At 40.1% G+C, this 24475-nt stretch carries 25 protein-coding genes; 17 read left to right on the top strand and 8 right to left on the bottom strand.

Going from position 1 to position 24475, the window contains the following annotated elements; all coding sequences use genetic code 11:
- Positions 1-3: 3 nt before the first annotated feature.
- Entirely contained in the window at positions 4-2628 is a 2625-nt protein-coding gene (locus tag ACSLUF_RS04745) for a valine--tRNA ligase (protein ID WP_435624987.1), read from the bottom strand.
- Between the two features lie 194 nt (positions 2629-2822).
- Between ACSLUF_RS04745 and ACSLUF_RS04740 the strand changes: the two genes are divergently transcribed.
- Positions 2823-3212, top strand: coding sequence for a DUF1573 domain-containing protein (locus ACSLUF_RS04740; protein ID WP_435624986.1), 390 nt, complete (start codon positions 2823-2825; stop codon positions 3210-3212).
- Positions 3213-3262: 50 nt separating this feature from the next.
- Here ACSLUF_RS04740 and ACSLUF_RS04735 read toward each other — a convergent pair whose 3' ends face one another.
- Positions 3263-4594: an aspartyl protease family protein gene (locus ACSLUF_RS04735; protein WP_435624985.1), complete on the bottom strand. Its 1332-nt coding sequence runs from the start codon at positions 4592-4594 to the stop codon at positions 3263-3265.
- Positions 4595-4745: 151 nt separating this feature from the next.
- Between ACSLUF_RS04735 and ACSLUF_RS04730 the strand changes: the two genes are divergently transcribed.
- The 9 genes from ACSLUF_RS04730 (at position 4746) to ACSLUF_RS04690 (ending at position 13552) form a co-directional block, all read left to right on the top strand.
- Entirely contained in the window at positions 4746-5939 is a 1194-nt protein-coding gene (locus ACSLUF_RS04730) for a pyridoxal phosphate-dependent aminotransferase (protein ID WP_435624984.1), read from the top strand.
- Complete coding sequence (murB, locus tag ACSLUF_RS04725; RefSeq protein WP_435624983.1) at positions 5936-6952, top strand: UDP-N-acetylmuramate dehydrogenase; 1017 nt, start codon at positions 5936-5938, stop codon at positions 6950-6952. Before ACSLUF_RS04730 ends, murB begins: the two co-directional genes overlap by 4 nt.
- Positions 6953-7151: 199 nt before the next feature.
- Positions 7152-7718 carry an RNA polymerase sigma factor gene (locus ACSLUF_RS04720; protein ID WP_435624982.1) on the top strand — a complete coding sequence of 189 codons (567 nt, stop codon included), beginning with the start codon at positions 7152-7154 and terminating at the stop codon, positions 7716-7718.
- Entirely contained in the window at positions 7715-8473 is a 759-nt protein-coding gene (locus ACSLUF_RS04715; RefSeq protein ID WP_435624981.1) for an anti-sigma factor domain-containing protein, read from the top strand. The genes ACSLUF_RS04720 and ACSLUF_RS04715 overlap by 4 nt, the downstream gene beginning before the upstream one ends.
- A gap of 75 nt (positions 8474-8548) precedes the next feature.
- The gene (locus ACSLUF_RS04710) at positions 8549-8758 is read left to right on the top strand and encodes a membrane or secreted protein (protein WP_435624980.1); all 210 of its coding nucleotides are present in this window, start codon (positions 8549-8551) and stop codon (positions 8756-8758) included.
- A gap of 38 nt (positions 8759-8796) precedes the next feature.
- Positions 8797-9354: an RNA polymerase sigma factor gene (locus ACSLUF_RS04705; RefSeq protein WP_435624979.1), complete on the top strand. Its 558-nt coding sequence runs from the start codon at positions 8797-8799 to the stop codon at positions 9352-9354.
- Between the two features lie 62 nt (positions 9355-9416).
- Entirely contained in the window at positions 9417-10292 is an 876-nt protein-coding gene (lipA, locus tag ACSLUF_RS04700; protein WP_435624978.1) for a lipoyl synthase, read from the top strand.
- A gap of 30 nt (positions 10293-10322) precedes the next feature.
- Complete coding sequence (gene gap, locus ACSLUF_RS04695; RefSeq protein ID WP_435624977.1) at positions 10323-11333, top strand: type I glyceraldehyde-3-phosphate dehydrogenase; 1011 nt, start codon at positions 10323-10325, stop codon at positions 11331-11333.
- A gap of 44 nt (positions 11334-11377) precedes the next feature.
- Positions 11378-13552 carry a response regulator gene (locus tag ACSLUF_RS04690; RefSeq protein WP_435624976.1) on the top strand — a complete coding sequence of 725 codons (2175 nt, stop codon included), beginning with the start codon at positions 11378-11380 and terminating at the stop codon, positions 13550-13552.
- On the opposite strand, the gene lpxK is transcribed toward ACSLUF_RS04690, so the two are convergent.
- Positions 13549-14547 carry a tetraacyldisaccharide 4'-kinase gene (gene lpxK / locus ACSLUF_RS04685; RefSeq protein ID WP_435624975.1) on the bottom strand — a complete coding sequence of 333 codons (999 nt, stop codon included), beginning with the start codon at positions 14545-14547 and terminating at the stop codon, positions 13549-13551. The two genes, ACSLUF_RS04690 and lpxK, sit on opposite strands and share 4 nt — an antisense overlap.
- A gap of 46 nt (positions 14548-14593) precedes the next feature.
- On the opposite strand from lpxK, the gene ACSLUF_RS04680 reads away from it, so the two are divergent.
- From ACSLUF_RS04680 to ACSLUF_RS04670, 3 genes are all read left to right on the top strand, one after another.
- Positions 14594-15688, top strand: coding sequence for a Nif3-like dinuclear metal center hexameric protein (locus tag ACSLUF_RS04680; RefSeq protein ID WP_435624974.1), 1095 nt, complete (start codon positions 14594-14596; stop codon positions 15686-15688).
- Positions 15689-15691: 3 nt separating this feature from the next.
- Entirely contained in the window at positions 15692-16474 is a 783-nt protein-coding gene (locus ACSLUF_RS04675) for a zinc ribbon domain-containing protein (protein ID WP_435624973.1), read from the top strand.
- A 92-nt stretch (positions 16475-16566) separates the two neighbouring features.
- Complete coding sequence (locus ACSLUF_RS04670; protein ID WP_435624972.1) at positions 16567-16908, top strand: DUF4174 domain-containing protein; 342 nt, start codon at positions 16567-16569, stop codon at positions 16906-16908.
- On the opposite strand, the gene ACSLUF_RS04665 is transcribed toward ACSLUF_RS04670, so the two are convergent.
- Positions 16905-18254 (bottom strand): FAD-dependent oxidoreductase, encoded by a 1350-nt coding sequence (locus tag ACSLUF_RS04665; RefSeq protein WP_435624971.1) that lies wholly within the window; start codon positions 18252-18254, stop codon positions 16905-16907. The two genes, ACSLUF_RS04670 and ACSLUF_RS04665, sit on opposite strands and share 4 nt — an antisense overlap.
- A gap of 134 nt (positions 18255-18388) precedes the next feature.
- Here ACSLUF_RS04665 and ACSLUF_RS04660 point away from each other — a divergent pair, with 134 nt between their 5' ends.
- Genes ACSLUF_RS04660 through ACSLUF_RS04645 form a run of 4 tightly spaced genes read left to right on the top strand, consistent with a single transcriptional unit; the run spans position 18389 to position 21991 of the window.
- Positions 18389-19054 carry a flavin reductase family protein gene (locus ACSLUF_RS04660; RefSeq protein WP_435624970.1) on the top strand — a complete coding sequence of 222 codons (666 nt, stop codon included), beginning with the start codon at positions 18389-18391 and terminating at the stop codon, positions 19052-19054.
- On the top strand, positions 19023-19157 hold the full coding sequence (locus ACSLUF_RS04655) for a DUF2256 domain-containing protein (protein WP_435624969.1): 135 nt from the start codon (positions 19023-19025) through the stop codon (positions 19155-19157). Before ACSLUF_RS04660 ends, ACSLUF_RS04655 begins: the two co-directional genes overlap by 32 nt.
- A gap of 1 nt (position 19158) precedes the next feature.
- Entirely contained in the window at positions 19159-20454 is a 1296-nt protein-coding gene (locus tag ACSLUF_RS04650) for a DASH family cryptochrome (RefSeq protein WP_435624968.1), read from the top strand.
- A gap of 4 nt (positions 20455-20458) precedes the next feature.
- Positions 20459-21991 (top strand): cryptochrome/photolyase family protein, encoded by a 1533-nt coding sequence (locus tag ACSLUF_RS04645; protein WP_435624967.1) that lies wholly within the window; start codon positions 20459-20461, stop codon positions 21989-21991.
- 139 nt (positions 21992-22130) lie between these two features.
- On the opposite strand, the gene ACSLUF_RS04640 is transcribed toward ACSLUF_RS04645, so the two are convergent.
- The 4 genes from ACSLUF_RS04640 to ACSLUF_RS04625 form a co-directional block, all read right to left on the bottom strand.
- Positions 22131-22679 (bottom strand): ClpP family protease, encoded by a 549-nt coding sequence (locus tag ACSLUF_RS04640; RefSeq protein ID WP_435624966.1) that lies wholly within the window; start codon positions 22677-22679, stop codon positions 22131-22133.
- Positions 22680-22762: 83 nt separating this feature from the next.
- A complete protein-coding gene (locus ACSLUF_RS04635) occupies positions 22763-23590 on the bottom strand; it encodes a mechanosensitive ion channel family protein (protein ID WP_435624965.1) in 828 nt (275 codons plus the stop codon).
- Between the two features lie 19 nt (positions 23591-23609).
- The gene (locus tag ACSLUF_RS04630) at positions 23610-23789 is read right to left on the bottom strand and encodes a hypothetical protein (protein WP_435624964.1); all 180 of its coding nucleotides are present in this window, start codon (positions 23787-23789) and stop codon (positions 23610-23612) included.
- Positions 23790-23804: 15 nt separating this feature from the next.
- Positions 23805-24431, bottom strand: a complete 627-nt coding sequence (locus ACSLUF_RS04625) for an RNA polymerase sigma factor (protein WP_435624963.1) — start codon at positions 24429-24431, stop codon at positions 23805-23807.
- Between the last annotated feature and the right edge of the window lie 44 nt (positions 24432-24475).

The raw sequence follows: 24475 nt of genomic DNA, 5'->3' as shown, positions 1-24475 counted from the left end.
TTCTTACCCTAAACTGGCCAAACTCTTTTCCAAAGTTTCTATTTTAGCTTCTGCATCTGCTGCTTTTTTGCGCTCAATGGCCACCACTTTTTCAGGGGCATTGTTTACAAATCGCTCATTGCCCAATTTTTTCTGTACCGACTGCAAAAATCCTTTGGTATAATTCAATTCCTCAGTAATCTTCTTGATTTCGGCTTCAACATCAATAGCTCCACCAATCGGAACAAAATATTCATTGCTCTTTACCCGAAAGCTCAAAGCGCCTTCCAAACCTGAATCAACCATTTCCAGGGCCGATATGTTACCCAATTTTACAATAATGGTATCCATGGAACCCCCAGTTCCTTCGCTGTTTAAAACTGAAAGCTCCAAAGGTTCTTTTTGTGGAATATTCTTTTCCTTACGAATGGTCCGAATACCAGAAATCACTTCAGAAGCAAAATCAAAGGCCTCTATCAATTCAGGCTTGTTTGAACTGGTTTTGGGCCAATTGGAAACTACCAATGCCTCTTGAGGCGTTCTTGTCGCAATATGTTGCCATACTTCTTCCGTCAAAAAGGGCATAAACGGATGCAGTAACTTTAAATTTTCCTCAAACCAGTGGATTACTGCGTCATAGGTCTTTTTGTCTATTGGTTTTTGGTACGCAGGTTTTACGATTTCCAACAACCAAGAGCAGAAATCATCCCATACCAATTTATAGATGGCCATAAGGGCGTCGGAAATTCGGTATTTTGAAAAATGGTCATCCACTTCAGCTAAAGTTTGATTGAATTTCGCTTCGTACCATTCTACACCAATTTTGGCCGATTCTGGTTGTTCCAATTCGGCAACTTCCCATCCTTTAACCAATCGGAAAGCGTTCCAAATTTTATTGGCAAAGTTTTTTCCTTGCTGACATAAAGCTTCATCAAACAACAAATCATTTCCCGCTGGGGAACTCAACAATAAGCCCACTCGAACCCCATCCGCACCAAAATCCTCCATCAATTTTAAGGCATCCGGGGAATTCCCTAGGGATTTCGACATTTTTCTACGCTGCTTGTCGCGCACCAGTCCGGTAAGATATACGTTTTCAAAAGGGCGTTTCCCGCGATACTCATAACCAGAAATAATCATTCTGGCCACCCAAAAGAACAGGATGTCTGGACCGGTAATCAGGTCGCTGGTGGGGTAATAATAGTTGATTTCTTCATTGTCTGGGTCCAAAATACCCCCAAAAACGCTAATAGGCCATAGCCAAGAAGAGAACCAAGTATCCAAAGCATCTGGGTCTTGTTTTAAATCAGATTCTTGGATTTTTGGATTTTTGGATTGGGCCATTTTTAAGGCCTCTTCCGGAGTTTCAGCAACCACAAAATCTTCTTTGCCATTGCCGTAATAATAGGCGGGTATCTGCTGACCCCACCATAATTGTCTGGAAATATTCCAGTCCCGGATGTTTTCCATCCAATGGCGATAGGTATTCTCAAATTTTTTCGGATGAAGTTTTACCTCGCCGGTCTTTAGAACACTTTCCAAGGCAGGTTTGGCCAAACCTTCCATTTTAAGGAACCACTGGTCCGATAATCGAGGTTCAATTACGGCTTTGGTACGTTCCGAAGTGCCAACTTTGTTAATGTGTTGCTCCGTTTTCACCAAAAAACCTTTTTCTTCAAGTTCCTTGGCAATTTCCTTACGTACCACAAAACGATCTTTCCCTTCATAATGAAGTCCATAGGAATTTAGTGTGGCATCTTCATTAAAAATATCAACCACCTCTAATCCATGTTTGTCACCTAGGTTTTTATCATTTTCATCATGAGCTGGGGTTACTTTGAGGCAACCTGTACCAAACTCAATATCCACATATTCATCCTCTATTATTGGAATAACACGGTTACAAATAGGAACTATGGCTTTTTTTCCTCTTAAATGAGAATATCTTTCATCATTCGGGTTAATGCAAATCGCGGTATCCCCTAGAATGGTTTCCGGACGTGTGGTAGCGATTGTTACTTTTTCATCAGAACCTTCGATAGGATAGGATAGATAATACAACATCCCTTGGCGCTCTTCGTAAATCACTTCTTCGTCAGAAAGCGTGGTTTTAGCCTCTGGGTCCCAGTTTACCATACGATATCCCCTATAAATCAGGTCTTTTTCATACAAATCCACAAAAACCTTGATCACTGAAGCTGACATATCGTCATCCATAGTGAACTTTTTCCGTTTCCAATCCAATGAGCAGCCCAATTTCTTGAGTTGTTCGAAGATTACACCGCCATATTCATTGGTCCAAACCCAAACATGCTCCAAAAACTGCTCTCGGGTCAAATCAGATTTTTCAATTCCCTCTGCCTTTAATTTGGCCACCACTTTGGCTTCAGTAGCTATGGCAGCATGGTCTGCTCCGGGTACCCAGCAGGCGTTCTTCCCCATTAGACGGGCCCTACGAATCAATACATCTTGAAGAGTATTGTTCAACATGTGACCCATATGCAACACCCCGGTAACGTTTGGGGGTGGAATTACGATGGTATACGGTTCTCTCTCATCAGGTATTGAGCTAAAAAAATCGTGCTCCATCCAGTATTGATACCAGTGTTCCTCTACCTTTTGAGGGTCATATTTTGAAGGAATCTCCATTTTTCGGTATAGTTTTTGACAAATTTGACCCGGATTGGGGTTTATTTGGGAGTTGCAGTATTAAATTTATGCTATACTTCGGCTGAAAGCCCATCCGGAAATACGAAACAAAAATAAGTAACGTTATTACATAACAAAAGAATTTTGGATGCAGGTGGAAAACATTTACATTTGAAATTCACCCAAAACTAGAAATGATGAAAAAAACTGTACTCATGTTATTTGTAGGGTTGTTATCCTTAGGGGTTTATGCCCAGGATGCAACTGCTAAAATCGAGTTTAAGAGCGAGACCATCGATTATGGTGAAATAGCCAAAGGTAGCGATGGTGTCCGAGTTTTTGAGTTTACCAATACTGGTACTGCTCCGTTGGTAATTAGTGATGTTAAATCCAGTTGCGGATGTACTATCCCTAAAAAACCAGAAGGACCTATTATGCCGGGAAAAACTGGTGAGATTCAAGTAAAATATGACACAAAGCGTGTTGGACCTATCCGAAAAGCTATTACGGTAACGTCGAACGCTGATACACCTACAAAAGTTCTTAAGATCAAAGGGAACGTTAAGGCCGAAGGTGCAAAATAAAGATTAGAATAAAAAAAAGAAGAGCCCCTGAAAAATCAGGGGCTTTTTTATTAAAATACTTTTTTCAGGACGAAGGTGAAAAGCAAGTCTCGATTATAACGTTCTATCAACACCCGAATGCGTTTTCCTTCCTTTTCGTTCAGCATTTTTAAAATTTCCTGAAGCTTGTATCGATATATTTTCTTCCCATTAACTGCGAGGATAATGTCACCCTCTTTCAAACCAGCTTCAGCTGCAGGGCTACCAGCCCTAATGGAAGAGACCACTATTTCTGGAACTAAGCTCAATCGAGCCCTATTTTCAAACAAAATCTGGACGTCCCCGAAAGACCCATCTTTTTGCTGAACAACGCCATTTGCATTCGCTATACTCTCAGCAATATATCGTAATCCATTGTGCTGTAGTTCTATACCGGCTAAATTATATTGAAAAGGGGTCTTGAAATTTCCGTTTTTCTTCAACTTGACCGTTCCTCTTGAATAGTCAAAAACGATATTGAAACGACGTAGAATTTCACCACCTAAACTTCCACTACGGTCCCCCATATTTTTCAAAAATCCTATAGCTTCTTTGTATGGAAAGGCTGCTTTCGCATCTTTCAACTCAAAATCCCCTATACGAATACCATTTACCTTAGAACGTTTTCCAAAAATATCCCCACTTAGTCCCCTGCCTAAATAATCTTCATAGTGTTTCTCGGGCACATGTAGTCCTTTCTCAGGGAGATGAAACAACCAGAGAGCATCACTACTACCTGTGTCCACCAGCAGTTTTACCGGAACGTTTTTGGAATCTTCAGTCAACACAGTGGCCTCAACATAGGCCTTTTTGCCACGGATAGAGAGTGGTAAAGTCTGTGATTTTTTATCCGGTTTGTCACTATACAATTCCGGATTATGCAATTTGATACTTTTTGCAGCATAATTAATCTCCACAATGAAATCCCGAAACAAATCATAGCCCAAAATGCCATGAACGGGTACTCCTAAAGAAGTTGAAAAGTTGATGCCCTTGTCCAATACAACATACATATGCTGATTGTAATTCTTTGCCTTACCGATTTTGAAAGCATTTCCAATAGAGCTCAAAGCCTTCAAGGGTTCACCGTCTCCAAGCCCACGAATGGTCACTTCACTTACATTATTGGCCTGTACGGAATCTTGATCCGCCAGATTGAAAAGAATGGGTTTGCTTACCCCCGAATCCAATACAAAAGTGAGTTTGGACCCGTTGATTTCAACAGGAATAAGCATCAAATTATTGATCAATTCAAACTTGATTTTCTGATATTTTTGATTCGGTGGCAAACGAAATCCCTGAGCCATAATCCCTGTGGAAAGGCAGAACAGAATACCAGTAAAAAATAGTTTGAAATCCTTCAAGTCGTTTACTTTTAAAAGGTTGTGTATTTTAAAAATAGGAAAAAACGGCCAATTATAACCTTTATTTAACATTCCTATAACCGCTTAAATATTTAAGGTTTTGGTTGTTTCCATGCCTTGGTTTTCCCATTTTTGCTTAAAAATTTAACGAATGCCCGTAATTTCCAAAAAGGGTAGCAATATGCCCGCCTCCCCAATTCGAAAATTGGTTCCCTACGCGGAGGCAGCCAAAAAAAGAGGTACACACGTAATTCACTTAAATATTGGGCAACCCGATATTAAAACGCCAGCAGTGGCACTGGAAGCTATTAAAAACAACACCATCGAAGTGCTTGCATATAGCATGACCGAAGGGTCTGAAACCTATAGAACAAAAATTGCCAAATACTACGAACGAAATGATATCACAGTTTCACATAAGGATATCATAGTTACCACGGGAGGGTCAGAGGCCTTATCATTTGCCATGGGAACCATTATGGACCCAGAGGATGAAATTATTATTCCTGAACCTTTTTATGCCAACTACAACGGTTTTGCCACTGCATCCGGAGTTAAGGTGGTTCCTATAGTCTCCAAACTGGAAAACAACTTTGCTTTGCCCCCAATTTCCGAATTTGAGAAGCGAATTACACCAAAAACCAAGGCAATCCTTATCTGTAACCCGGGTAATCCTACGGGTTACTTGTATACTCGGGAAGAAATACAACAACTGGCCGAATTAGCAAAAAAACACAATCTTTTCTTGGTCGCGGACGAAGTCTATCGAGAATTTACATATGATGGAACAGAACATTATTCTATACTTCAAATTCCCGATTTTGAAGAGCATGCCATTGTTGTGGACTCCGTTTCCAAAAGGTACAGCATGTGTGGTGCCCGAATTGGTTGTTTGGTATCAAAAAACAGCGATGTAATTGAAGCCGCATTAAAATTTGCCCAAGCAAGATTGTCACCTCCCACCTTCGCCCAGATAGCTAGTGAAGCCGCTTTGGATACCCCACAAGCGTATTTTGATGATGTTATTGATGAATATGTGGAAAGAAGGAACACTTTGGTAGCGGAACTTCAAAAAATTGATGGGGTTAAGGTAGCCCTGCCCAAGGGAGCCTTTTATTGTGTAGCTGAATTGCCCATTAGCGATGCAGATGATTTTGCCCAATGGCTTTTGGAAAGTTTTGAAGTGGATGGAAATACCGTAATGGTGGCACCTGCCGCAGGCTTTTATGCCACTGAAGGATTGGGAAAAAATCAAATTCGAATTGCCTACGTTTTGGAAAAGGAACAGCTTCTAAAAGCAGTTTCTATCTTAAATGAAGGTTTGAAAGTATATTCTTCACAGTGAAAATTCAGGAAAACATATCCTTAAAGGACTACAATACCTTTGGTATTGATGTTAAAGCCAAATTCTTTGTTGAGGTGACCAGCTTGCTACAACTTCAAAAAGTATTGGAGCTTAAGGCCTATCCAGAAAAATTCATTTTGAGTGGCGGAAGCAATATTCTTCTTACGCAGGATATTAAAGCATTGGTCATTTTCATTAATCTGAAGGGCATTTCAATTGAAAAAGAGACGGATTCGGATGTAGTACTGAAGGTTATGGCTGGTGAAAACTGGCACCATCTTGTGCTTTGGAGTTTGGACCACAACTATGGCGGTTTGGAAAATCTTTCCCTAATTCCAGGTAACACTGGGACTGCTCCGATTCAAAATATTGGGGCATACGGCGTGGAGCTAAAAGATGTATTTAAGTGCTGTACCGCTATGGAAATAGCTTCTCGCGAGTTGGTTGAATTTGATACGGAAAGATGTCAGTTTGGATACCGGGATTCCATTTTTAAGAACAAAGCCAAAGGAAAATACATCATCACCTCAGTGCATCTTCGATTAACCAAGAAGAACCATCAGTTGAACACAAATTATGGTGCCATTGAGAATGAACTCAAAGAGATGGGGATTGTATACCCCACCATCCAAGATGTTTCAAAAGCGGTGATTGCCATCCGAAGGAGCAAACTACCGGACCCTAATGAAATTGGAAACAGTGGAAGCTTCTTCAAGAATCCTATAGTTTCCAAAAAGCTCTTTGAGAAATTGAAAAAAAGCTATCCAAACATCCCATCATATCCCATATCCAGCAGCGAGATAAAGATACCCGCTGGATGGTTAATTGAGCAATGTGGTTTTAAGGGCAAACGTGTGGGCGATGCCGGAGTTCACGAAAAACAGGCTTTGGTGTTGGTCAATTATGGCAATGCTTCTGGAAAAGAAATTTTAGATTTGGCAACAAGTATTCAGGATACGGTCAAGAAAAAATTCAATGTGGTGATAACCCCAGAGGTCAATATAATAAGATAACCCCCGCATTGCTATGAATTACAGGGGTTATACCAAACCAAACTAACCAAAAACTTAATATAAAGAGTGTTTTATCACACTGTATTTTCAAAGTCAACGCCTAGGAGTATTCCTTTTTATATTTTAGCGTTGTCTTATATACGGAGTAAAACGTATTTTTAGACTTCGCCCCCGATAAATTTTACCTTAGCACCCTGGAATGAGCTCACTAATCGAAAAACATATTGTTACCCTTCTTGCTGAAAAGGATGACAAGGCCATTGGATTATTATATGAACATTATGGTGACACACTTTATGGTGTGGCCCACAAAGTGGTCAAGGATGATGATTTGGCCCAGGATATTTTGCAGGAAAGCTTTATCAAAATCTGGAAAAAGGCCGACACTTATGATTCGGCGAAAGCTAAACTCTTCACCTGGCTTTTTCGAATTACCAGAAATACGGCTATAGACAAACTACGTAGTATCAACAATAAAATGGACAAAGAAGTCCAAATAGACGTTTCAGACGTATATAAGGTTGGAGTGGAAGGTATTAGGCCCGATGTTTTAGACATGCAGGATAACCTGGAAAAGATTGAGCCCAAATACCAAATAGTTCTTGAAGCCCTATTTTTTCAAGGGATGACCCAGCAGGAAGCCAGCGAAGAATTGGACATTCCTTTGGGAACCATAAAGTCGCGATTAAAAATAGGCCTTAGAGAACTTGGGAAGCTATATAAAGTATCAACAACTCTGCTCCTTTTGTTAAACATTTTGCCATGAAAGAAAAAATACAATCATTTTTAGATTCGGATATTCTGGAAAAATACCTGATTGGTGATGTCACTAAAGAGGAAGCTTCCCAGGCCGAACGTTATATTGCCATGTATCCTGAGGTTCGAAAGACTTACAACGAACTTCAAGACAATTTGGAGGCATTTGCGAAGCTCTATGCACGAAAAACTCCGGTAGGGCTAAAAGAAATCATTTTGCACAGCACCAAGAAAGAGAAGGTAACCCATATACGTTTATGGCGCTATGCCGTGGCAGCAAGCGTAGCAATTTTGGTACTTGCTGGGTCCGCGCTCTTCTTTTGGGACCAAAACAAAACCCTTCAACAGGAAAACACCCTGGTTAATAACAAAATACAATATTTGGAAGAGAACATGAAAAACCAATTGGAAGATGTTCGAAACCAGTTTATCGTATTGAACAATCCCGACACCAAGAAGTACTCGGTTAAAGGAAAAAAAGAGGGTAAGGAGCTTAAGGCGATTGCCTATATCAACCCCGTAAAAAAGCTTTCCTACATCAACGTTAGCAATGTACCCCAACTCCCCGAAAACAAATGTTTTCAAATGTGGGCTGAAGTTAATGGTGAATTGGTAAATCTTGGGGTCATCAAACAATTTGATGACAAGGATAAACTTTTGGCCATTCCTTATGCTGAAAACGGCATAGGCTACATTACAGTGGAGCCGGAGGGTGGAAATACAAGCCCTTCCGTACAGAACATCGTAGCCAACATAATGTATTAAGCCGACTTGTTTAAAGTTCCCTTAAACAGCATTCCAAATACTGCAGTATTTTGTAGTTTTGTGTAAAATTTCACTATGGAATTAGTTTTACTCACTATTGGCCTTCTTGGAATTGCATTTGCTGGAATAGCCATTAAAATATGGTCCAAAAAAGACGGAAAATTTGCAGGCACCTGTGCCAGTCAAAGTCCCTTTTTGAACAAAGAAGGTGAAGCTTGTGGTTATTGTGGAAAATTACCTAGCGAGCAAGACTGTAAAAAGGATTCTGTAGTTGAAGCCCATTAAAGGTATTGCTATCTGCACACCTTCATTTTAACAATGTATTGAATAAGACAGATTCCATCAAGGAAAACATTCAACGAGCAAAACAGGGAAACCAAATTGCTTTCAGTTTTCTTCTAGATACTTTTTGGAACGATGTATATGGATTTCAATTACTTCGAACCAAAAATGAAAATGATGCGGAGGACATCACCATCCGTACTTTCTCCAACGCTTTTGATAAGATTGAAACCTACAATGAAGATTTCGAGTTTCGTACTTGGTTGATTACCATTTCCAAAAACCTCCATGTCGATTTAATTCGGAAGAGAAACAGAACGCTCCTTGAGGAAATGGATACCCACGGGGAGGCTGTTAATCGTGTTTTGGATGAGACCCCTTCAGTTGAAGACCAACTCATCATAGAACAAAATCTGGCGAGTCTCCTACAGGACATCAAAAAATTAAAACCCCATTACCAAAAAGTAATCAACCTGAGATACTTTAACGAGTTGAGCTATGCAGATATAGCCAAAGAACTCGATGAACCTGTAAATAACATTAAGGTTAAGCTGCTAAGAGCCAAGAAGTTATTGGCCGAAATCATCAAAAAGAAGTAGGTCCCACCACGGGTTTACTATCCTTGCTCAGTTTCGTATCTTTGTACCTCTAAAAAATTGATATGAGCACCACAACGGCTGAAAGCGTTGCACCACCCAAAGGAAAACCCAAATGGCTTCGAGTTAAGCTTCCCACTGGGAAGAAATACACGCAGCTTAGAGGGCTTGTGGATAAATATGACCTTCATACCATCTGTACCTCTGGAAGTTGTCCAAACATGGGCGAATGTTGGGGTGAGGGAACGGCTACCTTTATGATTTTAGGGAATATCTGTACCCGTTCCTGTGGTTTTTGCGGTGTAAAAACGGGAAGACCGGAAAGTGTGGATTGGGCAGAGCCGGAAAAAGTGGCGCGTTCCATTAAAATAATGAACATAAAGCATGCGGTTGTTACTTCCGTAGACCGAGACGATCTTAAGGATATGGGTTCCATTATTTGGGCCGAAACGGTGAAAGCCATTCGACGTATGAATCCGAATACGACCTTGGAGACCCTTATTCCGGACTTTCAAGGCATTGAAATCCATTTGGATAGAATCTTGGAAGTAGCCCCAGAAGTGATATCCCATAATATGGAAACGGTGCGTAGGTTGACCAGAGAAGTGCGAATCCAGGCCAAATATGATAGAAGTCTTGGTGTTTTGGATTATTTGAAAAAAAATGGAGCCAGAAGAACAAAGTCAGGAATAATGCTTGGATTGGGTGAGTTGGAAGATGAGGTCATTCGCACTATGGAAGACCTGAGGAGTGTTGATGTGGATGTTGTGACCATTGGTCAGTATTTGCAACCTTCAAAAAAACACTTGCCCGTTAAAGAGTTTATTCTACCCGAACAATTCAAAAAATATGAGGAAATCGGTTTGGAAATGGGCTTCCGACATGTGGAAAGTGGAGCCTTGGTACGTTCTTCCTACAAAGCGCACAAGCACATCGATTAATTTCAATCCTCTTTTTGTTCTTTTCATTGTATGAAACAAATCACGATAGGGATAAACGGTTTCGGACGCATAGGTCGAACTCTTTTTCGGTTATTGGAAAAAAGACCTGATATTCAGGTAGCTGTAGTCAACGATTTAGCGGATGCCCCTACCCTGGCCCACCTCCTAAAATATGATAGCATACACGGTACCTTGGATTGCGAAATATCCTCAAAAGATACTAGGGTTTATGTAGGTGATAATTCATTTAAGGTACTTAACCATGAACATCCCAGTGCCCTCCCTTGGCAAGATTATGGTGTAGATATCGTCATCGAGTCCACTGGAAAGTTCAAATCAAGGGAAGATTTACAGCATCATACCGAAAATGGGGCAAAAAAGGTAATTCTTGCGGTGCCCCCAATGGACGACACCATCAAGATGGTTGTCATGGGTGTGAATGAGGATATCCTTACTGTAGATGATGATATTATTTCCAATGCATCCTGTACTACCAACAACGCTGCTCCCATGATTAAGGTAATCGAAGAACTTTGTGGTATTGACCAAGCCTACATCACCACGGTGCATTCCTATACGTCGGACCAAAGCCTCCATGACCAGCCGCATAGGGATTTAAGACGTTCCAGAGCGGCTTCCCAGTCTATAATTCCGACTACAACTGGGGCCGCCAAAGCGCTTACCAAAATTTTCCCTAATTTGTCCGATGTAATTGGAGGTTGTGGTATTCGAGTACCTGTGCCAAATGGTTCATTAACGGACATTACGTTCAATGTTAAACGGGAAACCTCCATTTTAGAAGTTAACCAAACCTTCAAACAACGGGCAAATCAAGATTTAAAAGATGTACTGAAATACACGGAAGACCCTCTGGTTTCCATCGATATAAACAATAGTTGTTATTCTTGTACGTTTGATTCTTTGATGACCTCCGTTATTGGAAAGATGGTGAAGATAATAGGATGGTACGATAATGAAACTGGTTATTGTTCCAGAATTATTGATGTTATAGATTTATTTATAAGGAAGAACTACGTTTGATTTTGAGCTCAACCCACAATCGCCTAGGCGGTAAAATTCTTATTTTGCTGTGCATATTCTTGTGCACCCAACTGGGAACGGCCCAAAATGATATAAGCTCCACCTCTCAAGTACAGACGATTTTTGATGATTTTCTGGTGTATCGTCACCAAAATCGCATGGACAAAGCCCTCGAAACCCTTAATAGAGCTTCAGAAATAGCAGAGAACAATGAAGATGCCAAATTATTGTTGGATACCTATCACCAATACTCGCGCATTTATTTGGAAGAAGGAGATAGGGAAACCGCACTTTTCTACTGGGATCGGGCCAGTATTTTGTTAAAAGACCTTTCCTATCCCTTTGGGGAGGCATTTCATAAATATTTGGAAGCCTGTATCCGTTTCGATGAAGGAAACAATTTTCAATCTTTAAAACTGCTGGAGGAATCACGAACCTTGAGCAACAATAGAAACTTAGGGAACAATATTTTGTTGCTGGAGGGCTATATTTTCACCAATATTGAAAAGTATGAGGAGGCCATCACCAATTTGAATGCTTTGATTGTCAATTCTGACGATAAGGAAAGACCATTCCTGGCCACAAAGGCAAACATCCAATTGGCCAAAATAAGCCAAATCCAAAATGATTTGGAGGATGGAATAATTCATTCCAAAGCAGCTTTGGAACTATCCCAAAAGCACGGGTATTTCAAAGAAATAAAGACCTCAAACGAGCTGCTTTCCGCTATCTATGAGAAAACCGGAGCATACGAGGAGTCGCTATTGTATCGAAAGAATTTGGAACAAATCAAGGATTCCCTCTTCAATATTGACAAGGTAAAACTAGAGGCATCAACCGCTGATAAAATTCGTTTCGACCATCAAATGAATGAAATTAACAAGTTGACTGCCAAAAATGAAGAATTGAGTGAGTCCAAAAACCGTTCAGAGATTACCGCTATTCTGACCTCTGCCTTTTTGACGATTATCTCGCTCTTGGCCGTATCCCTTTTTAGAAATAACCAAATCAAATTAAAGACCAACGATTTGCTTTACACCAAAAACAAGGAGTTGGAGTTGGCAAGGGATGCTGCGGTTTCTGCTATGGAAGCCAAAACGAACTTTCTTTCTACGGTTACCCATGAGTTGCGAACACCGTTATACGCTGTAACCGGACTTACCCATTTGCTGCTGGAAGAAAATCCAGCAGACCATCAGAAAGAGCATTTGAAGTCCTTGAAGTTTTCCGGGGATTACCTGTTGAACTTCATTAACGATATTCTCCAAATCAATAAAATTGACGCGGACAAATTGGAGCCGTTAAATATTGAGTTTAAATTGGAAAAAGTGCTTACCGATGTGGTGGACTCCTTGCAACCAAACGCCAATGAAAACAATACCAAACTTGTCCTTGACTACGACTCCAATATTCCCAAACAATTATTGGGTGACCCACTAAAAATCTCACAGATTTTTATGAATCTGGTCGGAAACGCCCTGAAATTCACCAAAGAAGGTAAGGTAGAGGTTATTGCCAAAATGCTAAGAAAAGAGGAGGACCAAGTCACCCTCTATTTCGAGGTTAAGGACAATGGAATTGGTATTTCCGAGGAACAGCAAATGAACATTTTTGACAGTTTTGAACAAGGTTCGGTACAAATTAATAGGGAGTATGGCGGAACGGGCCTCGGACTTACTATTGTTAAAAGCCTTTTAGGATTGTTTGATAGTAAAATTCATTTGGAAAGCGAAGTGGGACACGGTAGTTCCTTCTTTTTTGAAATGAACTTAAAGCATGACACAGATGCCATTGATGAAATTGCATTTGAATTAAGCCCGGAAGAATTCAATTTTAAAGGCTTACATGTTTTAGTGGTGGAAGACAACAAAATCAACCAGGTCATCACCAAAAAAATGTTGAACAAAAAAGAAATCACCTGCGACATTGCCAACAATGGAAATGAGGCTATAGACTTGGCCAAGGCCAATACCTATGATGCCATTTTGATGGATATCCATATGCCGGGCATCAGTGGTGAGGAGGCTACCCGACAAATTCGAAAATTTGATATGGAGATTCCGATTATCGCCCTCACAGCAATTTCTCTGGATGACAGCTTGGACAGTTTTTACCAAGCAGGCTGTAACGATGTGGTAACTAAACCCTTCAAGCCGGAAGTTTTCTATCAAAAAATTGGCGAAAACATCTTTAGAAAAAAGACGGGCGGAGTCGTCTAATTCAAAGCATCAATCTTATTCTTTAAAATCGCTTTGTCCTCTTCTGAAAAACGATGTGCTATTTCCACATAAAATAATTCAGTCAAGGCCCCTTCCAAACGCACAAAATCCTTTTCCGTGGTCAATACCACATCATAAGTGCTAAACTTTTCAATTTCGTTTGGTGTAAAATAGTGATGGTCCCCAAACTTCAAGTGCTGAAATTTTACTCCTTTAGATTCCAAAAATCCAATAAAAGGTTCTGGCATAGCTATTCCTGTCACCACAGCAACTGATTTGTCCACAAAGTGATTCCAGTCCACCTGCTTTCCAGAACCATGTCTCGCAAAATCATCATACACAAACCAACTAAATAAGATTGCTTGATTTTCTTTAGGTTTCAGTTTGGCAGTAATTTCAGTCCTTTCTTTTGATGAAATATTTGCCGGACATTTGGTCACAACAATGATGTTAGCCCTTCTGGATTCCTTCTTACTATCTCTTAAATTTCCTGTGGGAAGGTACCAGTCATCTACGTATAGCTTGGAATAGGTGGTCAACAATATGGAAAAAGTGGGGGTCACCTTGCGATGCTGAAAAGCATCATCCAAAAGGATCATTTCTGGGTTGTATAGTTCCATCAGGTTTTGGATTCCATTTTGCCTATTGGTATCTACCGCGACTTGGGTCTCAGGAAATTTTTGATATATCTGAAAAGGCTCATCGCCTAAATCCGCAATGGAACTTTTCGAATCAGCAAGCACAAATCCCTCTGATATTCGTTTATAGCCCCTGCTCAGAACTGCCAACTTCTTTCCGTTCAAAAGTCGGATAAGATATTCTATCATGGGCGTTTTACCTGTACCGCCCACACTCAGATTGCCTACACAGATAGTCTGAACCTCATAACTTTTTGAGGATAACCAACCCCAATCATAAAATCGATTTCTGAGATAGACTACAAAAGCATAGATAAGGGATATGGGAAAAGCCAGGATTCTTAGGAAGCGCCACATATGGCGAAAATATATATTTTATCTTTAGCTAAATTTTAATTTTCCTATGAAAATACAGGAGGTAGCCCAGATACTGGAAGAGTTTGCACCGTTGGCCCATGCCGAGGATTTTGACAATGTGGGACTGTTGGTCGGTAATCCAGAAACTGAAGTGACCGGGATTTTGGTCACTTTGGATACCTTGGAAAATGTAGTGGATGAGGCGATTGAAAAAGGACACAACCTCATTGTAAGCTTTCATCCTATAATTTTTAAAGGTCTTAAACGACTTACTGGGGCAAATTATGTGGAAAGGGCGGTTATCAAGGCCATTGAAAATCAGATTGCCATTTATAGCATACACACGGCTTTAGACAACAATCCTTTTGGTGTGAATGCGAAAATTTGCGAGGTATTGGAAATCCAAAACCCACAAATTCTCATTCCAAAGAAGGAAACGCTTAAGAAGTTAACCACCTATGTTCCCGAAAAAGAGGCCAAAATGCTGAGGGAAGCATTGTTTGCTGTGGGAGCGGGAGACATTGGGAAATATAGCCATTGTAGTTTTAATGTTAGGGGTACAGGCAGTTTTAAAGCAGAGGACGGGGCCAACCCTTCTGTTGGCGAAGTAGGTCAAACCCATTTCGAAAAAGAAGAGCAAATCAATGTGGTCTTCTCATTTGAAAAAGAAAAGCAAGTCATTCAAACGCTATTACAAAACCATCCATACGAGGAGGTGGCTTATGAAATCTACGCCATGGAAAATACCAGCGCTTATTTAGGCATGGGTATGATAGGCACCTTGGAAAAAGAAATGGAAGTAGAAGACTTTCTTCACGAGGTAAAGCAAAAAATGAACATTCCCTGCATCCGTCATTCCGAACTTCTCCAAAAAAAGGTAAAAAAAGTAGCGGTTTTAGGTGGAAGTGGAGGTTTTGCCATAGGAGCCGCCAAAAAAGCAAAAGCGGACATTTTTCTTACCGCAGATTTGAAATATCACCAATTCTTTGAGGCAGAAAAAAAGATTGTTCTTGCCGATATCGGACACTTTGAATCTGAGCAGTTTACAAAAAATCTTTTGGTTGATTATCTTACCGAAAAAATTCCTAGTTTTGCAGTCGCGTTATCGGAAAGTGTAACAAATCCCATCAAGTATTTATAATATATGGCGAAAAAGAATGAAAGCATCTCTGTTGAGGAGAAACTAAGAGCTTTATACGACTTACAGTTAATAGACTCCAGAGTAGATGAAATACGAAATGTAAGAGGTGAGCTTCCTTTGGAAGTGCAAGATTTGGAGGATGAAGTATTGGGCCTTAAAACCCGAATGGATAAGTTGAAAACGGATGTTGAAACCATCAACTTTGAAATTGCGGCCAAGAAAAATCTCATCGAAGAGTCTAAAGCTTTGATGAAAAAATATGCGGAACAACAAAAGAATGTTCGCAATAGCCGTGAATTCAATTCCTTGAGCAAAGAAATTGAGTTCCAAGAATTGGAAATTCAATTGGCTGAAAAGAATATCAAAGAGTTCAAGGCGCAAATCGAGCAAAAGAAAGAAGTAGTTTCTGAAACAAAGGAGAAACTCAATGAGCGTGAAAATCACTTAAAGCACAAAAAAGGGGAATTGGATGCTATTTTGGCGGAAACCGAAAAAGAGGAAAAAGCGCTTTTAAAGAAATCCGAAGAATTTGAGGAAAAAATAGAGGAGCGTTTGGTTCAAGCCTATAAAAGAATCAGACACAATGTAAAAAATGGATTGGCCGTGGTACCCGTAGAACGAGGTGCATCTGGAGGATCATTCTTTACTATCCCTCCACAGGTACAGGTTGAGATTGCTTCCCGCAAAAAAATCATTACCGACGAACATAGCGGAAGGATTCTGGTAGATCCTTTACTAGCTGAAGAGGAGCAAGACAAAATGCAACAGCTTTTTGAAAAAATATAAAGGATTTCTTTTCCTTTAAAAAAAAGCCACTCTATGAGTGGCTTTTTTAGTTATTTTACTTTATGCGACAACTATTTTTCATTCTATTTTGTATGGCAAGTCTCTCCACCTTCGGACAAGACCTTTCAGAATATCGCTGGAAAAATCGGTTGATTATTTTAGTTAGCAGGAAAACTAATCCAGAGCAGCTCAAACTTTTGAAGGAAACCGAAAAGCAACTTCAAGAGCGTAATATTCTAGTTTTAGAAAAAGCTCCCAACAATAAAGACCTAAAACCTCTAGAGATTACAAATAACTTTGAAGGCATACTGCTTATTGGCAAAGATGGGGGTATCAAACTACAACGTCCCTTTGTTGTAGAACCCCAAGTTATTTTTGATTTGGTAGATTCCATGCCCATGCGGAAATCTGAGATGCGAAGAAAGAAAGGTTAGTTGCCAGATAATAGTGTTAATATACTCTGTGAGACAAATTCTGAATCCCATTCACCTTCAATATCGGGTAATTCCATGATTTTCTTCATGATGGCCTCCTGCCTATCTCCAATTTCCAGAGCCTCTGAGTAGGGTCGGTCAGAGAAAGTAACCCGACTGTAGACAGGTATCCATTTGTCTGGATGTTTCTCAGCAAACCGTTTTTCTATCTTTTTTTGCAACAAAAACTTGGGGTCGGCTGTTTTGCTGCTCATTTCCATAAAGTTTCGGTAGCTCAGCTCCGCAATAGCATCTGCGTTAGGTTTCCGTTGTTCTTGGTACTTCTCAAAAATGGTATCCCAATTGTCACCATACTTTCCAATCAATTCATTCAAGACAAAGATATCTTCAAAACCAGCATTCATACCTTGCCCGTAGAAGGGAACAATAGCATGCGCTGAGTCACCTACCAGGGCAACTTTATTCCAATACGTCCAAGGATAGCATTTCATGGTCACCATGGCACTGGTTGGATTTTTGAAAAAGTCACTGGTTAAGTTTTCTATTTCCTTCCGAACATTGGGAAAATAGGTCTTAAAGAACTGCTTGGCATCCTTTTCGGTGTTGATATTCTCAAAAGATACCTCTCCTTCAAAAGGCAAAAACAAGGTACAGGTAAAACTGCCATCCAAATTGGGAAGGGCAATCAGCATAAATTTACCACGCGGCCATATATGGAAGGAGTTCTTGTCCAACTTATGGGAGCCATCTTCATTGGGCGGAATCGTCAGCTCTTTGTATCCGACATCTATAAAATGCTGGGAATAATCGAATCGACTTCTACGCTGCATTTTGTGACGTACCCGTGAAAAGGCCCCATCACAACCAAAAATCATATCAAAACCGTATTCTTTCCATTCACTTTTTTCAGATTCCCCAGTATAGATTTTAGCTTCGGGAAGATTGACATCCCAAACCTTTTCCTCAAAACGAAACGTAGCTCCCGCTTTTTCAGCAAGGTCTATCATCTTTCGGTTCAAAATTCCCCTTGAAATGGACCAAATGGCTTCCCCTTCTTTGCCATAGGGCTGAAAGTACATGGGCTTATCCACTACATGCATCGCCCTTTTGTCCATGGGAATGGCAATTTGTTTTATGGTTTCCTCAAGGCCAACCTGGCGCAAGGCTCTCCAACCCCTATTGCTCATGGCCAAATTGATGGACCTTCCAGAAAATTCCACCGTTCGAATATCCGGTCTTCGGTCAAAAACTGTTACGCTATGTCCTTGTTTTTTAAGATAAATGGCCAAAAGGGAACCCACCAATCCCGAGCCGATGATGGCCATGTTTTTTGAAGTCTGTACCATTAAGTGACTTGAGGTAAAAATTAAGTTGGACTACTAAAGTAAGGAATTTGACCCGTATCAATTCTTTACAGTACTCTTGAGGAAACATTTATCTTATTTTTGTTTATCATTTTCCTATTTTTGTTAAACAAACTATGAAATACTTTAATTCAGACCATATTTCAAGCCTTCCGTCTCGACAACGAGCGAATCTTCTCAACACCATTTCGGGTTTTAAATCGGCAAATCTAATTGCCACGTGCGGTGAAAACAGACTATCCAATGTAGCTATCTTTAACTCAGTAGTCCATTTAGGGAGTAATCCTCCTTTGTTGGGTTTCATTTTAAGACCACTGACTGTCGAACGCCATACATACAATAACATAAAATCGACCTCAACGTACACCATAAACGCCGTTTCTGAAAAAATATATCAAGCAGCCCATGCCACTGCCGCTAAATATTCAGAGAACGAATCTGAGTTTGCCAAAACGGGATTGACCGAAAAATATAGAGATGGTTTTGAAGCGCCTTTTGTGATGGAAAGTCCTATTCAAATAGGATGTCGCTACATAAACGAGTACCAAATTGAAGAGAACGGTTGTCTACTCATGGTTGGTGCTATAGAACACATCCATATAGAAGAATCCATCTTATTGAACGACCAGTGGGGCAAGTTGGATGAGGCCAATATAGTTTCCATTGTAGGATTGGATGGCTATGCCAAACCCCTAATTATAGACCGCCTTTCCTACGCAAAGCCCAATGAAACCCCAAAATCCATCTTGCATGGCACACAAGAAAGTGAATCTTCCCACTAAAATATGTTTGGTCTGCGGTAAACCTTTTAGCTGGCGAAAAAAATGGGAACAAAACTGGGAATCCGTAAAATATTGCAGTCAACGCTGCAGAAACCACAAATGAGATGAACAATTTAATATGGTTTGGGAATGATTTAAGAGTGAATGACAATCAAAGCCTTTCCAATGCAATGCAAGGGGATAATGTATTGGCTGTCTACTTTTTTGACCCAAGATACTACACAAGGGATTCCTTTGGATTCAAAAAAACGGAACGGTTCCGGGCTCGATTTCTTATCGAAACTGTATCTGAGCTTAAGGTAAATTTACAGACAATCCATATCCCTCTTTTGGTATTTCATGACCGACCTGAGACCGTATTGCCTGATTTAGTCAACAAGTACAGTATCCATCAGATTTTTAAACAAAAGGAATGGACCGCTGAAGAAACGTCGATTTTGAATAAAGTCAAATCCAACTTGGCTCCAGGGGTCCAAATTATAGAATCTTTTGACCAGTTTTTGTTTCATCCCGATGACCTCCCATATCCTTCGTTTCATAGCATCCCCAATGTTTTCACACAATTCAGAAAACGCTGCGAAAAAGAGGCGGCAGTAAGACCCATAGTTTCAAAGCCAAGTCCACTGCCCAAAACAAATCTGGTCGAAAACCAGACTAAAATCCCAACCTTAAAAGATTTAGGATTGGATGACTTTGAAATAGACCCAAAAAGTGCCTTTCCTTTTAAAGGAGGAGAAAACGAAGCCTTAAATAGACTTCAACATTACTTTTGGGACACCCAGAAATTGGCGTATTACAAAAAAACCAGAAATGGATTGGTGGGAACGGATTATAGCTCCAAATTTTCACCTTGGTTGGCCAACGGAAGTATTTCTGCGAAAACCATTTATTGGGAAGTGAAAAAATTTGAGAAGGAAATCAAGAAAAACCAAGACACCTATTGGTTGGTTTTCGAATTAATATGGCGGGATTATTTTAAGTATGTCTCCCTAAAACATGGCAATCACATTTTTAAGCTTGGAGGAATTTTACAAAAAGACTATTCCTGGAAGTCCGACGAACATCATTTGAAATCTTGGATAGAAGGAACTACTTCAGAACCTTTTGTGAATGCCAATATGAAAGAATTGAGACAAACCGGATGGATGAGCAACCGGGGGCGGCAAAACGTAGCCAGTTTTTGGGCCAAGGAACTAAAACAGGATTGGCGCATCGGGGCCGCTTATTTCGAATCCATGCTACTCGATTACGATGTGCACAGCAACTGGGGTAATTGGATGTACAATAGTGGCGTTGGTAACGACCCACGTGACCGAAAATTCAATATAAAACGACAGGCCGATATGTACGATTCCAAAGGAAAATTTCAAAATCTATGGCTACAGGAAACCTTATTTTAAATCTATGAAGACACTTCGTTTGGTTTTAGGGGATCAGTTGAACTTGCAACATAGTTGGTTTGCCGAGACAAATGACGATGTGATTTATCTCATGGCCGAAATGCGCCAGGAGACGGATTATGTGAAGCACCATATTCAAAAAGTGGTTGGATTTTTTCTAGCGATGCGTAATTTTTCTGATTCTTTAAAAGGGAAAGGGCATCAAGTGGTTTACTTAAAAATAAATGATGCTTCCAACCCACAGAACTTGGAGAATGTCATAAAACAGCAGATTTCTGAATTACAAATTGAAAAATTCGAGTATCAATTTCCCGATGAATTCCGATTGGATAAGCAGCTCACGGAAATTTGTGAATCTCTGGATATCACCTCCAAGGCATATAGTACAGAGCACTTTTACACTTCACGTTATGAGCTACGCGACTTTTTTGAAGGGAAGAAGCAGCTAATCCTAGAGAGTTTTTATCGCATGATGAGAAAGAAACATGACATCATGATGGTAAACGGTCAGCCCGATGGGGGCAAATGGAACTTTGACCACAGCAATCGCAAAAAATGGACAGGTTCCCCTCCCATTCCCGAGGAACTCAACTTTTCCAAAAATGTAACTGCTCTTTTAGATGAAATTGATGAAGCTAACATTCAAACCTTCGGAAATATTGATGCCGATAGTTTCAATTGGCCCACTTCTGAGCAGGAATGCGAGGAGTTATTGGATTATTTCTGTAACCATTTGCTCATACATTTTGGGGATTATCAAGATGCCTTTCATACAGACGAAAAGTTTCTATTCCATTCGCGATTGTCATTTGCAATGAACAGTAAGATGATTTCACCTAAAAGGGTAATCAATAAAGTTTTGGAACACTTCTATGGAAATGAAACGGACATCCATATCTCACAAGTAGAGGGTTTTGTGCGTCAGATTTTAGGCTGGAGAGAATATATGCGAGGGATATATTGGATGAAAATGCCAGAATATGCTTCCTTAAATGAACTCCAGAACCACAATCCTCTACCGGATTTCTTTTGGACTGGTGACACTAAAATGAATTGTTTGAAACAGTCTATAGGCCAAAGTTTGGATGAAGCTTACGCACATCATATCCAGCGGCTAATGATTATTGGAAATTATGCACTCTTGACTCAAACCCATCCGGATGAAGTGGACCAGTGGTATCTTGGAGTGTACATCGACGCCATTGAATGGGTAGAGATTACCAATACGCGTGGAATGAGTCAGTTTGCGGATGGCGGGATAGTAGCTACCAAACCCTACGTGAGCAGTGCAAACTACATTAATAAAATGGGGAACTACTGCAAAAACTGCCATTATAAACCTGCTGAGAAAACTGGGGAGAGTGCCTGTCCGTTCAATGCTTTGTACTGGAACTTTTTGGATGAAAAGAAGGATTACTTTCAAAACAACCAAAGAATGTCCATGATGCTCAATCTTTTAAAGAAGAAAAATGCTGAAGAAATGGCATCATACAAAGAAAGAGCCCAAGAAGTCATCGCCCACCCTGAGCGATTTTAACACTTTAACATAATCTTAGAATCTTTCGGCATTGTTGTTGCCGTAGATATAGTAAATATTCCGCTTCGGCGTCCATATATATGCAGAAAGTCCTTCGTAATTTTTACGAAGGACTTTTTCCCTTTTATGATACTGTCAATTATTCCAGTATCCCGTCAACTATTCCATAGGCTACGGATTCCTCAGCATCCATCCAATAGTCACGGTCAAAATCTTTCATTACTTTCTCAAAATCCTGCCCACAATTTTCCGCTAAAATTCGGGCACCAATTTCCTTGGTTTTTATGATTTCCCTGGCTTGAATTTCAATATTGGACGCTTGTCCCTGAGCACCGCCACTAGGTTGGTGAATCATTACTCGGGCATGGGGTTGGATAAATCTCCTTCCCTTTTCCCCTACCGAAAGCAAGATAGAGCCCATTGAAGCAGCCAATCCTGAACATATTGTGGATACCGGGCTTTTAATTTGCTTAATGGTGTCGTACATGGTAAACCCAGAGGTAACATAACCACCTGGACTATTGATAATCAATTGAATTTCGTCATGACTTTGCGAATCCAAATACAACAACCGGTCCACTACATGTTTCGCTGAATCATCATCCACCATTCCCCATAGAAACACTTTTCGTTCTTCCAGTAACTTTTCTTGGATCAAATCATTGACCTTTCCTTTTTTTGAACTCATTCTTTAACTATTGAAAGTTTCAAAATTAATCAAATTCCAAGGAAGTAACATGACCAATTAACGACTTGTTATGTCATTTATCCTTAGTCCTTGATTTCTACTTGGGAAGAAGTCACATCCTTAATGGGAATAACGTATTTCCCAGATTTAGTTACCAAAGTCAAACTGTTGTTTTCAATAGCTTCCACTGTACCTGAATGTTTGCCAATAACAATTTTATCCCCAACAGCATAAGTTCTACGCGTATAAAAAGAGCGCAGCAAATCTGTGATGATGTCCCGTGAACCTAGTCCCAAACCTAAAGCAAAGGCCAAAAGGAAGGCACCCAAAATCAGGGTAATGTTATTGGTTATTATAGTGGTATCAACACCTGCTTGGTTCAAAGCAGTGATGGAAATAAAAATAACGATGATGTAGAACAACAGATTGCTAACCACATTGGAACCTGCAAACTCCAAACTATCAAACAGTTTTTTTACCGTGGTTTTGACAAAATTACCGACATATAAGCCTATCATCATCAATGCCAATGCACTAAATAATCGAGGAAGATAGCGAAGTAAATTTCCAATTTCCGTAGAGATGATTTCCCAGCTCAAAATATCCGCAGCAACAATCAGAAAAACCAAAAGCAACAGCCATTTTACAAAGCCCAATATAATCTTGGCAATGTCAAAGGTGAACCCTCCTTTTCCAAACAGGTCCATTTCGTTGATTTTCTCGCTCAAAGTATCCACTTTGGCCAGCTTCAAAATCTTGCCCAGCACAAAAAGGATAATTTTGGTCACAATCCATCCAATCAATAAAATAATCAGGGCGCCAATAATTTTAGGCAAGGCCGAAGCGATATCCCTTCCCATGGTAATGAGGGAGTTAAAGGTCAAATCTTTCCATTCGTTTATTGTTTCCATCTGTATCGTTTTAGTAGTGTTATCCGTTATTTCCAAAAGTTTTAAAGAGTCTACGCAATGCAGAGCCAATGTTGAATGAGAACAAGGCGCCCATATCCATAATGAGCTTGGCCGTGGCAATGTCGTTCATTACCTTCTTTTTCATTCCAGGCGGCACCTCTTTAAGAGAGGCTTCCAATTCCTTAAAAGGGTTTTTCATTTTTTTTGCCATCTGTTACAAGGTGTTATACATTTCCATTAGTCTTTCTTTAGCTCGTTTTAAGCGCATTTTCACCGCGCTTTCCCCAAGTTCCATTAACGAGGTCAATTCCTTGATGCTCGCTCCATCCTGATATTTGAGCAATAACAGAGATTTGTCCTCTGCCGAAATAAGGTTCAAAGCCTTTTCCAACTTTTTGGTTTTCAATTCAAATAAATCCTCATCAGGAACCTCAGCCGAAAGCTTGTATTCCGAATCCTCTACCGGAATAGACTTGTCACTAATCTTTCGTTGCTTGTTCCGGTTCACATAGTTGACACAGAAATTATAGGTAAAGGAATAGAGCCAAGTGGAAAACTTGGATTTTCCTTTAAACATCTTCAACTTGATGAATAGTTGAAGAAATACATCCTGTGTCAAATCTTCTGCCTCATCTTGGGATTTGGCAAAGCCGTAGCACTTATTGTATACCATTTTTGCATAACGGTCATACAATTTTCCAAAAAGCATGGGGTTGTTATTGGCTACAATGCGCTTCACCAGTTCCTCATCCGTAAGATGGGCATACGGGTCATTTTCTTCCAATGATCTCTTATCAAGGTTACTTATAAGTGTTAGAAACAGCCTTTTGATAAAAGTCACTGGAAAGGTTTTATTGAAGTAAATTCTTGGTTAAATCGAACAAC

Source organism: Flagellimonas sp., from assembly GCF_965601775.1.
Taxonomy (GTDB): Bacteria; Bacteroidota; Bacteroidia; order Flavobacteriales; family Flavobacteriaceae; genus Flagellimonas.
The sequence above is the reverse complement of the archived record's forward strand: the minus strand, read 5'-3'. Positions and strand labels throughout refer to the sequence as shown.

Bases quoted from the DNA above. Each gene is read 5' to 3' on its own strand.
- ACSLUF_RS04630 (WP_435624964.1), bottom strand. From the start codon at position 23,789: ATGAAAAACCCTTTTAAGGAATTGGAAGCCTCTCTTAAAGAGGTGCCG.
- ACSLUF_RS04740 (WP_435624986.1), top strand. From the start codon at position 2,823: ATGATGAAAAAAACTGTACTCATGTTATTTGTAGGGTTGTTATCCTTA.
- ACSLUF_RS04675 (WP_435624973.1), top strand. From the start codon at position 15,692: ATGGCGAAAAAGAATGAAAGCATCTCTGTTGAGGAGAAACTAAGAGCT.
- ACSLUF_RS04650 (WP_435624968.1), top strand. From the start codon at position 19,159: ATGAACAATTTAATATGGTTTGGGAATGATTTAAGAGTGAATGACAAT.
- ACSLUF_RS04665 (WP_435624971.1), bottom strand. From the start codon at position 18,254: ATGGTACAGACTTCAAAAAACATGGCCATCATCGGCTCGGGATTGGTG.
- ACSLUF_RS04680 (WP_435624974.1), top strand. From the start codon at position 14,594: ATGAAAATACAGGAGGTAGCCCAGATACTGGAAGAGTTTGCACCGTTG.
- ACSLUF_RS04660 (WP_435624970.1), top strand. From the start codon at position 18,389: ATGAAATACTTTAATTCAGACCATATTTCAAGCCTTCCGTCTCGACAA.
- lpxK (WP_435624975.1), bottom strand. From the start codon at position 14,547: ATGTGGCGCTTCCTAAGAATCCTGGCTTTTCCCATATCCCTTATCTAT.
- ACSLUF_RS04670 (WP_435624972.1), top strand. From the start codon at position 16,567: ATGGCAAGTCTCTCCACCTTCGGACAAGACCTTTCAGAATATCGCTGG.
- ACSLUF_RS04635 (WP_435624965.1), bottom strand. From the start codon at position 23,590: ATGGAAACAATAAACGAATGGAAAGATTTGACCTTTAACTCCCTCATT.
- ACSLUF_RS04745 (WP_435624987.1), bottom strand. From the start codon at position 2,628: ATGGAGATTCCTTCAAAATATGACCCTCAAAAGGTAGAGGAACACTGG.
- ACSLUF_RS04710 (WP_435624980.1), top strand. From the start codon at position 8,549: ATGGAATTAGTTTTACTCACTATTGGCCTTCTTGGAATTGCATTTGCT.
- lipA (WP_435624978.1), top strand. From the start codon at position 9,417: ATGAGCACCACAACGGCTGAAAGCGTTGCACCACCCAAAGGAAAACCC.
- gap (WP_435624977.1), top strand. From the start codon at position 10,323: ATGAAACAAATCACGATAGGGATAAACGGTTTCGGACGCATAGGTCGA.
- ACSLUF_RS04715 (WP_435624981.1), top strand. From the start codon at position 7,715: ATGAAAGAAAAAATACAATCATTTTTAGATTCGGATATTCTGGAAAAA.
- ACSLUF_RS04640 (WP_435624966.1), bottom strand. From the start codon at position 22,679: ATGAGTTCAAAAAAAGGAAAGGTCAATGATTTGATCCAAGAAAAGTTA.
- ACSLUF_RS04645 (WP_435624967.1), top strand. From the start codon at position 20,459: ATGAAGACACTTCGTTTGGTTTTAGGGGATCAGTTGAACTTGCAACAT.
- ACSLUF_RS04655 (WP_435624969.1), top strand. From the start codon at position 19,023: ATGGCACACAAGAAAGTGAATCTTCCCACTAAAATATGTTTGGTCTGC.
- ACSLUF_RS04720 (WP_435624982.1), top strand. From the start codon at position 7,152: ATGAGCTCACTAATCGAAAAACATATTGTTACCCTTCTTGCTGAAAAG.
- ACSLUF_RS04730 (WP_435624984.1), top strand. From the start codon at position 4,746: ATGCCCGTAATTTCCAAAAAGGGTAGCAATATGCCCGCCTCCCCAATT.